Source organism: Arthrobacter gandavensis (assembly GCF_039528575.1).
GTDB classification, from domain to species: Bacteria; Actinomycetota; Actinomycetes; order Actinomycetales; family Micrococcaceae; genus Arthrobacter_B; species Arthrobacter_B citreus_B.
The window spans coordinates 977,891-989,519 of sequence record NZ_BAAALV010000002.1; the positions used below are offsets into that span (position 1 = coordinate 977,891).

At 67.8% G+C, this 11,629-nt stretch carries 11 protein-coding genes; 10 read left to right on the top strand and 1 reads right to left on the bottom strand.

All coding sequences use genetic code 11. The features are described from left to right. The first annotated feature begins 108 nt into the window (after positions 1–108). The 3 genes from ABFX29_RS07860 to ABFX29_RS07870 all read left to right on the top strand — a co-directional run bounded on the left by ABFX29_RS07860 (position 109) and on the right by ABFX29_RS07870 (position 3,996). Positions 109–1,935 carry an AAA family ATPase gene (locus tag ABFX29_RS07860; RefSeq protein WP_211372340.1) on the top strand — a complete coding sequence of 609 codons (1,827 nt, stop codon included), beginning with the start codon at positions 109–111 and terminating at the stop codon, positions 1,933–1,935. A 91-nt stretch (positions 1,936–2,026) separates the two neighbouring features. Next, entirely contained in the window at positions 2,027–2,593 is a 567-nt protein-coding gene (locus tag ABFX29_RS07865; protein ID WP_152226375.1) for a type 1 glutamine amidotransferase domain-containing protein, read from the top strand. A gap of 188 nt (positions 2,594–2,781) precedes the next feature. Further along, the gene (locus tag ABFX29_RS07870) at positions 2,782–3,996 is read left to right on the top strand and encodes a CaiB/BaiF CoA transferase family protein (RefSeq protein WP_246167263.1); all 1,215 of its coding nucleotides are present in this window, start codon (positions 2,782–2,784) and stop codon (positions 3,994–3,996) included. On the opposite strand, the gene ABFX29_RS07875 is transcribed toward ABFX29_RS07870, so the two are convergent. Continuing rightward, the gene (locus tag ABFX29_RS07875; protein WP_152226377.1) at positions 3,981–5,471 is read right to left on the bottom strand and encodes a PucR family transcriptional regulator; all 1,491 of its coding nucleotides are present in this window, start codon (positions 5,469–5,471) and stop codon (positions 3,981–3,983) included. The genes ABFX29_RS07870 and ABFX29_RS07875 overlap by 16 nt on opposite strands. Before the next feature lie 152 nt (positions 5,472–5,623). Between ABFX29_RS07875 and ABFX29_RS07880 the strand changes: the two genes are divergently transcribed. From ABFX29_RS07880 to ABFX29_RS07910, 7 genes are all read left to right on the top strand, one after another. Beyond that, complete coding sequence (locus tag ABFX29_RS07880) at positions 5,624–6,814, top strand: acyl-CoA dehydrogenase family protein (RefSeq protein ID WP_152226379.1); 1,191 nt, start codon at positions 5,624–5,626, stop codon at positions 6,812–6,814. Positions 6,815–6,849: 35 nt separating this feature from the next. Next, positions 6,850–8,328: an aldehyde dehydrogenase family protein gene (locus ABFX29_RS07885; protein ID WP_152226381.1), complete on the top strand. Its 1,479-nt coding sequence runs from the start codon at positions 6,850–6,852 to the stop codon at positions 8,326–8,328. A gap of 136 nt (positions 8,329–8,464) precedes the next feature. Beyond that, positions 8,465–9,373: a DUF2797 domain-containing protein gene (locus ABFX29_RS07890; RefSeq protein ID WP_152226383.1), complete on the top strand. Its 909-nt coding sequence runs from the start codon at positions 8,465–8,467 to the stop codon at positions 9,371–9,373. Between the two features lie 59 nt (positions 9,374–9,432). Continuing rightward, the gene (locus ABFX29_RS07895; RefSeq protein WP_152226385.1) at positions 9,433–9,663 is read left to right on the top strand and encodes a hypothetical protein; all 231 of its coding nucleotides are present in this window, start codon (positions 9,433–9,435) and stop codon (positions 9,661–9,663) included. Then, positions 9,660–10,109, top strand: coding sequence for an FAS1-like dehydratase domain-containing protein (locus ABFX29_RS07900; RefSeq protein ID WP_152226387.1), 450 nt, complete (start codon positions 9,660–9,662; stop codon positions 10,107–10,109). Before ABFX29_RS07895 ends, ABFX29_RS07900 begins: the two co-directional genes overlap by 4 nt. A gap of 2 nt (positions 10,110–10,111) precedes the next feature. Then, entirely contained in the window at positions 10,112–10,543 is a 432-nt protein-coding gene (locus tag ABFX29_RS07905; RefSeq protein WP_152226389.1) for a MaoC family dehydratase, read from the top strand. Between the two features lie 5 nt (positions 10,544–10,548). After that, entirely contained in the window at positions 10,549–11,622 is a 1,074-nt protein-coding gene (locus ABFX29_RS07910; protein ID WP_152227293.1) for a UDP-N-acetylmuramate dehydrogenase, read from the top strand. The last annotated feature ends 7 nt before the right edge of the window (positions 11,623–11,629 follow it).

The following is an 11,629-nucleotide window of genomic DNA, read 5'->3' on the forward strand; positions in this document are numbered from 1 at the left end:
GTGACACGCAGTGCCCCGCCCGGCGCGAAGGGGGCCGGCTTGTAGGATCACTGGAAGAACGCCGTCCTAAGTCAATCGCCCGAGCACGGAACGAAAGATGCAGACCCGATGACAGAGAACAACCCCGCCGCTGACGAGCAGGCGCTGCCGACCCGGCGAGCCCGGCGCGCAGCGCAAAACCGTGCCGTGCCCGGCACTGCGGGCGGCGCCGAGCGGCGCGCTTCGCAGGGCAGGGAGGCCCGGGATTCGGACAGCGCCGGCCAGGGGGCAGGGGCGCAGGACGAAACGCTTCCGTCCAGGCGCCGCGCCCGGGCGGAACTGCGTTCCTGGGGAATCGGCCCGGCAGCGGAGCCGGCCGGAGCGCAGGACGGCGGGGACGTCCATACTTCTGCCGCCTCTCCGGGCGTGCTGCTCGAGGACTCCTATCCAGACGGCAGGAATGGCGGTTCAGGCGGCGGGAATGAAGGCCGGGAGCCGGACGCTGTGTCCGCGGCGGATGAAGCAGCAGTGACGCCCGAAGCCGAGCCGGTAACGGAGGCTGGGCCCGTAATCGGCTATGAGCCGCTGGTTGAGGCTGAACCGCTTTATCAGGCCGAGCCGGTTCCCGCGCCGGAGCCCGTACATGAGGCCGGGGCGGCATTTGAGGACGTACCCGAGCCTGAGCCCGCAGCGGATCCGGATCCGGATCCTGAAGCGGAGGTTGGAGCCCAGCCGGCGCCCGAGTCCCCGGGAATCTTCCGGGCCGAGCCCGCGCCGGAGCAGGCCTTCCCGCCGGAGCCTGAGCCGGAACCCGCTTATGAGCCCGGCATAGGCACCGGCGGCCAGCCGCTCGCCGTCGTACTTCCCGAACTTCCGGTAGCACCGCCTGCCGGCGCACAGCAGGAGATTGAGATCCAGGACAGCGAATCGACTGAAGCCGCTGCCGGGCATCCAGCAGGCCTGCCGCTGGAGCCCGCCCAGATGCCGGGCGACCTCCGCGAACGTACCCGTGCCGCGGTGCGCGGGGAACCCAACGACGTGCGCCGTGCAACCTTCCTTGACACCCAGACTGCCCGGATTCCGGCCGCCCGTGGATTCCGCGGTTTCCTGGCATCCCTGGGCATCCGGATAGCGCCGTCTGCACGGGAACTGGAGGAGCGCCGGGATACCCGCATCGTCAGCCAGCACTGGCCGGGTCCGCGGACCATCTCCGTGGTCAACGGCAAGGGCGGTGCGAACAAGACGCCCACAACGGTGATGCTCGCCGCCATCTTCGCCCGCAACGGGGGCGGCCCGGTCCTGGCCTGGGACAACAATGAGACCCGTGGCACCCTGGGCTGGCGTACTGAACAGGCCCAGCACGATGCCACCGTCATGGACCTGCTGCCGGAGACCGGGCTGCTGCTCTCCCCGGCAGCCCAGTCGGCAATGCTCGCCAAGTTTGTCCATCACCAGACGGATGACAAGTACGACGTCCTGCGCTCCAATCCGAACGTCCTGGCCTCGGAACAGAAAGTCACCAGGGCTGACTTCGATGCGCTGCATTCCGTTGCGTCCAAGTATTTCCGCCTGAACGTGGTGGACTCCGGCAACGACGAAAGTGCGGAGCGATGGCTGCGCATGATCGATCACACCGACCAGCTGGTCATCGCCACCACCACGGTCGAGGAACATGCCGAGGCGGGGGCCCTGCTGCTTGAAGCACTGCAGGAACGAGGCGGGAAGTACGCGGAGCTGGCACGCGGCGCCGTCGTTATTGTTTCCCAGGCCGACCGCAACGGCACCGAAGCGCAGGCGCGGAGGGTCGCCGAGGCGTTCAAGGTGCTTGCGCGGGCCGCGGTGACCATTCCCTATGACCCTGCGCTGGTGAAGGGGCAGATCCGGTATGCCTCGCTCCGTCCCGCCACCCAGCGCGCCTGGCTAAGGGCTGCGGCAGCAGTAGCCGGAGGACTGTAGAAAGATCAGCTTGCTTATCTTTGCCTCTTTTTCCTAGGGTAGAGGGCAGAGGCGGTTCAGACCGGACCGCCTGACCACGAACGGAGGCAAAATGTCAGCACATGATATTTCCGGCAAGAAGGTCGCTTTCCTGCTCACGGACGGCGTGGAGCAGATCGAACTCACCAGCCCGTGGGAGGCAGTGAAGGAGGCCGGGGGATCGCCCGTCCTGGTTTCGCCCTCCAGCGGCAGCATTCAGGGTTTCAACGGAGTGGATAAGGGTGACACTTTCTCCGTGGATCTGGACGTGGCGGATGCCAATGCCTCGGACTTCGACGCGCTGGTCCTGCCCGGCGGCGTCGTCAACGCCGACTACCTGCGCGTGAACAAGGACGCCCAGCGCTTTGCCCGGGACTTCTTCGAAGCAGGCAAGCCCGTTGCAGCGATCTGCCACGGACCGTGGCTGCTGATCGACGCCGAGGTAGTCAAGGGCCGCGACCTGACGTCCTTCCACACCCTCGCCACCGACCTGCGCAATGCGGGTGCCAACTGGAGTGACGAAGAGGTTGTGGTGGACCAGGGCCTGGTTACCAGCCGCACCCCCGACGACCTTGAGGCGTTCAACGCCAAGGTGGTCGAAGAAATCTCCGAAGGGCAGCACGCCGGTCAGCACGCCTGACGTCCCCCTCCCGCACCGCCCCGGAAGCCGGCAGGCTCCCGGGGCGGAGTGCTGTCTGCCGGCGGATGCGTTCTGTGCGTGTTGACCCTGTGGTTTGGATGAGATGACCAGGTTCTCCCGGCCCAGAGTACTTAGGGTGGGGGAAACCGTGGAGTCTGAAGCAATCTGAATCAAAGGGGAATCCATCCGTGACCAGCAGCGACGCGACGCCGAAGGTCCAGCGGCCGCTGGAGGGAATCCTGGTGGCTGACTTCTCCCGGGTCCTTGCCGGTCCACTGTGCACCATGACCCTGGCGGACCTTGGAGCGCGCGTCATCAAGGTTGAACGTCCGGGAACCGGTGATGACACACGCAGCTGGGGCCCGCCCTTCTCCGGCACCGGTGCCACGTACTTCGAAGCAGTGAACCGCAACAAGGAATCGGTCTGCCTTGACCTGGCGGACGAGCGCGGGATCCGGCTTGCCCGGGAACTGGCGCTGCGGGCCGATGTTCTGGTGGAGAACTTCAAGCCCGGCGGACTCGACAAACTGGGGCTGGGGTACGCGGAGCTGAGCGAGGCCAATCCCGGCCTCGTCTACGCGTCGATCTCCGGTTTTGGCGACGAGGGCGGCCGTGACCTGCCTGGCTACGACTTTGTGGTCCAGGCCCTCGGCGGGCTGATGAGCATCACCGGTGAGCCCGGGGGAACGCCGATGAAAGCCGGGGTAGCCCTGGTGGACGTGCTCACCGCAAAGGACGCCGTGACTGCGGTGCTGGCGGCATTGCTTTCCCGCCGGGCGACCGGCCGGGGAACCCACGTCCGGCTCAACCTGCTCTCCAGCCTGCAGGGGGCCCTGGCCAACCAGGCGCAGGCTTTCCTTGGCGCCGGCGTGGTTCCGGGCCGCATGGGCAACGCCCATCCCTCCATAGTTCCGTACCAGCTGCTGGCCTGCGAGGACGTCCCGCTGGCGGTGGCGTGCGGCAACGACTCGCAGTTCGCCCGGCTGGCCCGCGAACTGGGTGCTCCCGAGCTGGCCCTGGATGGACGGTTCGCCACCAACAGTGCCCGGGTGCAGCACCGGGAGGAACTGATTCCGCTGTTGGAGACATACCTCGCCGCCGCGCCGGCCGCGCACTGGCAGGAACGCCTGAGCCGGGCAGGAGTGCCCGCGGGCAAAGTTGCCGGCATCGATGAGGGGATCGCCTACGCCGAGTCGCTCGGCCTGGACCCGGTACTTGAGCTGACGGATTCCGACGGCGCTCCGGCCGGGCGGCAGATCCGTCACCCTGCCCAGTGGGAGCCTGCCCTGGCTCCGCGGACGGACGCTCCGCCCAGGCTTGGACAGCACACGGAAGACGTCCTGAAATGGCTGCAGGAGCCGGCTGCCGGAAGTGCGGACGCCGGAGGCTACCTCTCCCGCTGACGCAGCTCCAGCCACAGCGGGGCGAAGACATCCGGGTCGTCCAGGTCAACGCCGAGCAGGGACGATGCGAGGGCCATCCGGTGCCGCAGGGAGTTGCGGTGGATGCCCAGGGCGCGCGACGCGTTTTCCCAGTGGCCCCGGTGCCGCAGGTATTCGGTGACGGTGCCCACCAGATCCGCGCGGGGATATGCCGCCAGTGACTGTACCCAGACCTGTGCCGCGGCGTTGGCGGGCGCGGCCAGGCCCGCGAGGGTTCCGGAAGGGGCTTGGCTCAGTGCCCGCCGGAGCCCGGCCAGGACGCCCGGTACTTCCGCCAGGCTAACTGGATCGCTGACGGCGCCGGAGAGCCCCGGGACCGTTTCCGCGTACGGGGCCTCCTTCGGGTTGTCCGCTCTCCCGTCTTCGGGCAGGAGCACGTACAGCACGCCGTCCCGCTCGTGGCGAAGCGTGCAGCCTGTGACTCCGTTGGGGACCGGCTGCACCCCGGGCGCCGGAGCAAGGGCCGGGGCAGCGGCTGCCAGCTGTTCCGGGGCCGCGGAATCTCCGGCGCTAAGTGCCAGGACCCGCACGCGGCGCGGCAGCTCGGGATGCCCTGCATCCTCAGCCAGGATGCGCGCTGCCTCTGTGTGTCCGTGGAGCACCAGCTTGGCGACGGCGGTTTCCAGTACGGAAGCGGCACTGGACGCTGCCTCCCGCTGACGGGCCTTCAGCGCCAGGAGGGTGCAGACGGTCATGATGACCTGGCGGTCCGGTGCAGCGAGCTTCCGGCCGGGCCCCACGGCCAGGAAGCCGTGGATCCGGCTGCCGGCGGCGATGGGGTACTCCACCACCGGTTGGCCGTGCAGTTCGAAGGTCGCCGCCGAATGGGTGCCGGCCCGGTTCAGCCGGATGGTCTCCTCCCGCAGCAGGGGGAGCAGTGCGCCGGTGCTCTCCGGCCAGTACCTCTCCGGTTCCGTGTCCGAGGGCAGGAAGGCTGCCCATCCGCCCAGGGCCTGGGCGAGGCCGCGGATGACGGCGGCTGCACCGCCGGGGCGCATGGCCGCCTGTGCAAGGGAGGTCTGGGTTCCCAGGCTGCCCAGCAGCTCTGCCTCGCCGCTGCGGGCCGAGAGCCGCCAGAAGGAGCGGGACACATTCTGGAAGGGCACGCCGTCGGGCACCGCCAGCAAATGGATCTGCGCCTCGTCGCAGGCTTCGGACAGGTAGCGGGGCACATTGGTGAGCCAGGGGCCCAGTCCGATGCCCAGGGCGTGGACTCCCTTGGTGCGCAGCCGGTCCACGTAGCGGGCCGTGGCTGCCGGACTCCCGCCCAGCGGCATGCCCGTGGTGAGCAGCAGCTCTCCGCCGTCCAGATAGGGGGTGGGGTCCTCAAGCTCCGAAACGTGGACGCCGGTCAGTTCCCGGGCCGGTAGGGAACGGCCATTGACGGGTACCAAATGCGCTCCGAGGACGGCACAAAGCTCAGAAAGGGAAACCATGGGATAAATCATCCGGTATTCACGCGACAATTGGGCCAAATGTTCAATGACGCATGTCGCAGGCCTCCGTAGCGTGTGCTCATGACCCTGGAACCTGCCCTGGCCCGGCGCAGGCAGGCTCCACAGCCGTCAACCCGAAAGAGAAGATCGCCATGAGCACCACCGCAGTCCCGTCCACGGAAACCCTGGAACCGGCAGACCTGATCAGCTTCGATTCGCTGCTCAGCAGCGACGAGCTTGCGCTGCGGGCCAAGGTCCGCTCCTTCGTGGACGAGGCGATCCGCCCCAATATCGCCGGCTGGTACGAAGCCGCCCATTTCCCGCTGGAGATCGTGCCGGAAATGGGAAAGCTCGGGCTGCTGGGAATGCACCTGCACGGTTATGGCTGCGCGGGGCGTTCCGCCGTTGAATACGGGCTCGCCGGAGCCGAGCTTGAGGCCGGTGACTCCGGACTGCGGACCTTCGTCTCCGTGCAGGGCTCGCTGGCCATGAGCGCCATCTCCAAGTGGGGGTCCGAGGAGCAGAAGTCACGCTGGCTGCCGGGGATGGCCAAGGGCGAGGAAATCGGCTGCTTCGGACTCACCGAACCAACGGCCGGGTCCGATCCGTCTGCCATGAAGACCTTCGCCCGGCGCGACGGCGAGGATTGGGTCCTCAATGGCACCAAGCGCTGGATCGGGCTGGCCAACGTCGCCTCGGTGGCCGTGATCTGGGCGCAGACCGACGACGGCATCCGCGGCTTCGTAGTGCCCACCGAGACGGCCGGCTTCACGGCTACCCCCATAGAGCCGAAGCTCTCCATGCGTGCCAGCATCCAGTGCGAGATTGAACTCAGCGGCGTGCGGCTGCCTGCTGACGCTGTGCTTCCCGGCGCCCGCGGCCTGCGCGGGCCCTTCTCCTGCCTCAACGAAGCGCGCTACGGAATCATCTGGGGGTCCATGGGCGCCGCCCGGGATTCGTTCGAAGCCGCTCTGGCCTACTCCAAGGAACGGCTGCAGTTCGACAAGCCGCTAGCGGGCTACCAGCTGACCCAGCAGAAGCTCGTGGACATGGCCCTTGAGATCAACAAGGGATTCCTGCTCGCTCTGCACCTGGGCAGGCTCAAGGATGCCGGGACACTGCAGAACCACCAGATCTCGGTGGGCAAGCTGAACAACGTCCGGGAAGCGATCGCCATTGCCCGGGAAGCCAGGACCATCCTCGGCGGCAACGGCATCACCCTGGACTACTCGCCGCTGCGCCACGCGAACAACCTCGAATCCGTGCGGACGTACGAGGGCACCGATGAGGTGCACACCCTCATCCTGGGCCAGCACCTCACCGGCGTTCCCGCCTTCCGCTAACCGGCACACCACTCCACCGAACACAGGAGAAGTCCTTGGCCCCCAACATCCCCGCCGCGGCCCTGCGGCAGTTCATCGCAGGCAAATGGGAAGACGGCGACGGCGCTGAGCTAACCTCCGGTAATCCCGCACGGCCGGAAGAAACCGTGGCTGCCGGGCGGCAGGCCACTGCGGAGCAGCTGGAGCGTTCTGTTTCCGCAGCGTCCGAAGCGGCAGCGGCATGGGCGGCGGTACCTATGCACGAACGCGGGGCCGTCCTGCTCCGCGCTGCCGCACTGCTTGAGGGTTCCGCCGGTGACCTCGGGCTGGAACTCGCACGGGAGGAGGGCAAGACCCTGGCCGAGGGCAGGGGAGAGGTTGCCCGCGCTGCGCAGATCCTGCGCTACTACGGGAATGAGGGGGACCGTTCCGCCGGTGAGGTCTTTTCCTCCCCGAGACGCGGAGAACAGATCCTGGTGGTGCGCAAACCCCTGGGAGTTGTGGGCGTCGTGACGCCCTTCAATTTCCCCATCGCGATTCCGGCCTGGAAGATCGCCCCCGCCCTGGTGTACGGCAACACTGTCGTCTGGAAACCGGCCAGTACGGTTCCCCTCCTGGCACAGCGCCTGGCGGAGGCACTGGATGAAGCCGGCCTGCCCAAAGGTGTGCTGAACCTGGTGATTGGGCCCGGTGCGCTCGGCACGGCACTGGTGGAGCACCCGCTGCTGGACGGACTGACATTCACCGGGTCCACCGGAGTCGGCCGGCGTCTCGCCGCCGCCGGCGCCGGACGCGGGGTGCCGGTGCAGGCTGAAATGGGTGGCAAGAATGCCGCCATCGTCCTGGCGGGCGCGGACCTGGACCTGGCCGCCGAGCAGGTGCTGTTCGGCGCGTTCCGGTCAACGGGACAGAAATGCACCGCCACCTCCCGGCTGATCCTTGAGGAGCCGGTGGCCGATGACTTCCTGTCCCGCCTCGCCAGGCGGCTGCAGCAGTGGAACACCGGTGATCCGGCTGATCCGTCCGTCCACATGGGCCCGCTGGTCTCATCCGCGGCCGCGGATGACGTCCGCCGGGGAATCGACGCAGCACTTTCAGCGGGGGCTGCACTCGTGTTCCAGGGCGAGCTGCCCGAAGGCGCCGGATCAGCGTTCGTGCCGCCCACCATCCTTGAATTACCGGCAGACGCGGCGGAGGCGGAGGCGAACCCGGCGTGGACCGAGGAGTTCTTTGGGCCGGTCCTCGCCGTTCGAAGGGCCCGCAGCGCCGCCCAGGCCTTCGAATGGGCAGGGCAGGGCGAGTATGGGCTCTCCGCCGCCGTCTTCACCCAGGACATCACCCGGGTGCTCGACGCCGTGGAGGGCATCGACGTCGGAATCCTGCATGTGAACTCCGAATCCGCCGGAGCTGATCCCCATGTTCCGTTCGGCGGCGCGAAGAAGTCCGGGTACGGCCCCAAGGAACAGGGCCAGTCGGCCAAGGAGTTCTTCACCCACACCACCACCGTCTACCTGCGCGGAGGCGCCCCCGCGTAGGCAGTACCTGCCCGGCACCCGGCACCCGGCACCCGCCTTCCCGCCGGATGCCGGTTCGGTCTCCGGCACAGGAAATCCCCTCATCTGCGGGTGCGGTACCGTGAAATGGACCCCTAGCTCCCGGAGGCTGCGCTGAATGACTAACGCCATGTACCTTTGCGGCGGCACGGCGTGGGACGACGACGGCGCGTTCCTGCGCCTGTCCCAGCCCGGCGGAAGGTCAACGCTGAGGCTCGGCCCCGGAACTGAGCTGCGCTTCCGGATCCGCTCCGAGGCTCCGCGCTACTGCCTGGGTTACGAGCTGCTTGGGGAAGAAGGACGAGCCGCTCAGCCCTGCCCGGGCAACGCCCCGGCCGAGCGGGGTTACCAGTGCAGGCGGTGCTTCTTCCAGGACGAGGGACGGCTGGTACACAACAGCCACCGCGGCGGCGAACTGCCGGCCGGGCTGAAGAACTACCTCGCCCGGCCGCAGTGGCTTTATATAGCCACCTTCGCGGACGGAACCACCAAGGTGGGCACTGCAGCCGACCAGCGGAAGATGCTGCGCCTCACCGAGCAGGGTGCGATGGCCGCCCAGTACGTGGCCCGCGCCGCCAACGGGCAGGCAGTCCGGGTCCTGGAGGACGTGGTATCCGGTGCCCTTGGCCTGCCGCAGGCCGTGCGCGCCGGACACAAGTGCGCAGCCCTGGCCTCCCCGCTGCCTGACGAGGAGCTGAAGACCATCAACGCACACCATGCCGACGCGGCCCGGGCAGTCCTGTTCGACCGGGACCCGGAAGGATTCGAGGTCGTAAAGGACACCTGGCAGCGTCCGGCGGCCTTCGGGAACGTGCTGCTGCCTCCGGCCCCCGCCCTCTACCCGGTTGCACTGTCCGCCGGGGAACACGGGCTGGTGATCCGCGGCATGCTGGGCAGCACCGCGCTCGCAGTCACCGACGAGCCCGGCCTGCTCTTTCTGGCGGACCTCACCGCCCTGAAGGGCCAGCGGGTCGAATTCGGTGACTTCCGCACCCACCTGCCCGCTCTCCAGCAGCCGCTCTTCTGACCGGGCCGCAGGCCACCCCCGTTTCGGCGCCCACGGTGCCGCGACTGTATTCTGAAGCCATGCTTAACACCCCCTGGGAAACCGGTTCTCCGCTTTACCGCCGCCTCGTCGTCGTCGCCCTCTCTGTCACCGGCGCCGGCATCCTGATGGTCATTCTGGGTGCGGTGACCAACCAGCAAATCATCATGTACCTGGGCCTGCCGGTAATTGTGGTGGGCATGAGCGCGCACCTGAGCGGTATGGTGGTGCGAGCCCGCGACGCCCGCCGCCGGATGAAGGGAAACAAATGAGCATCAACCCAGAACTGGCCGGCCGGAGGTACCCGGCCGGTGAGTCCTACCAGGTTGGCCGGGAGAAGATCCGGGATTTCGCCCGGGCCGTGAAGGCAACCAATCCCGCCCACTTCGAGATCGCTGCGGCGCAGAAGCTGGGTTACGCAGACCTGGTTGCCCCGCCCACCTTCGCGATCATCGTGGCCCAGCAGGCCGACGCCCAGCTCATCAGGGACCCGGAAGCGGGCATCGACTTTTCCCGGGTAGTCCATGCGGACCAGCGCTTCACGCACCACCGTCCGATCGTGGCGGGGGACGAGCTGCTCGCTGAACTCCATGTGGACAACGTGCGGGCAATGGGCGACGGCGCCCTCATCACCACCCGTGCGGAAATATCCACGGTGGAAGGCGAGAAGGTCGCCACCACACTCTCATCGATCCTCGTCCGGGGAGAGGGCCAGTAGCCATGTCCATTGCACTCAGCGAACTGCAGGCCGGACAGGAAATCGGCCGGACCACCCTGGAAATCAGCCGTGCGGACCTGGTCCGTTACGCCGGTGCCTCGGGGGATTTCAATCCGATCCACTGGAACGAACGTTTTGCGCGCTCCGTGGACCTGCCCGGCGTCATCGCGCACGGCATGTTCACCATGGGTGCGGCCGTGCAGCTGGTCACCGACTGGATCGGAGATCCGGGAGCTGTCCTGGATTACCAGACGCGTTTCACCCGCCCCGTCACCGTAGAAGACGTCGAGGGCGTCCCGGGCGCCGTCGTCGAAGTCACCGGCACGGTCGGTGCCGTCGACGCTGACAACTCCACGGCCCGCATTGACCTGGCAGTGACTTTCAACGGCCAGAAAGTGCTGGTCAAGGCACAGGCGGTTGTGCGGGTCTGGTGAGCGCTCTGACCTCGATGCAGCTTGCGTCCCTGACGACATCCCGCGTGGGCGGACCGGCATACCGCTACCTGAACGCCGAAACCCCCGATGAACTGATCTCGATGGTCCGCGCGGCAGACGAGGCGTCGGAGCCCCTGCTGATCGTGGGCGGCGGTTCGAACCTGCTCATTTCCGACGACGGCTTCGACGGCGCGGTGGTGCACGTTGGCCACCGCGGCATCGAGTTCCGCGAAGGCGACGGCGGCACCGCCGTCGTAGACGTGCAGGCAGGCCACCCGTGGGATGACCTGGTGGCAACAACCGTGGCCGAAGGCTATTCGGGCCTTGAGGCGCTCTCCGGTATTCCCGGGCTGGCAGGTGCGACGCCGGTACAGAACGTGGGTGCCTACGGTGCGGACGTCTCGCACAGCATCGTCTCGGTACTCACCTGGGACCGTCAGGAACGCACCCGGCGCCGCTTCGGCGCCGCAGAGCTGGAGTTCGGCTACCGGGATTCGCTGCTCAAGCGCACCACGGTGAACGGCTCGCCGCGCTACGTTGTCCTGAGCGTTGAATTCGCCGTGGCCAAGGGAACCGCCAGCGCTCCGGTGCGTTACGCCGAGCTCGCCCGCGCGCTGAACGTTGAAGTGGGCGGGAGCGCGGACATCGCCGATGTGCGGCGGGAAGTCCTGCGGCTGCGTGCAGGCAAGGGCATGGTCCTGGACGCGTCGGATCCGGACACCTACAGCACCGGGTCCTTCTTCACGAACCCCATCCTGCCCGCACCGGAGGCTGACCGGCTGCCCGCGGACGCACCGCGGTACCCGGTGGCCGAGCCCGGCATGGTCAAACTCAGCGCCGCCTGGCTGATCGAACACGCAGGGTTCGGCAAGGGTTTCGGCTTGCCGGGTACCGCCGGGGCGGATCTCGCCGGAGGCCGGGCATCACTCTCCGCCAAACACACCCTGGCGGTAACCAACCGCGGCAGTGCCACCGCCGAAGACCTGCTGTCCATTGCCCGCGCAGTGGCCGACGGCGTCGAACAGCGCTTCGGCATCCGGCTGCATCCGGAACCGCTGCTGATCAACTGCGCGCTGTAGCACCCGC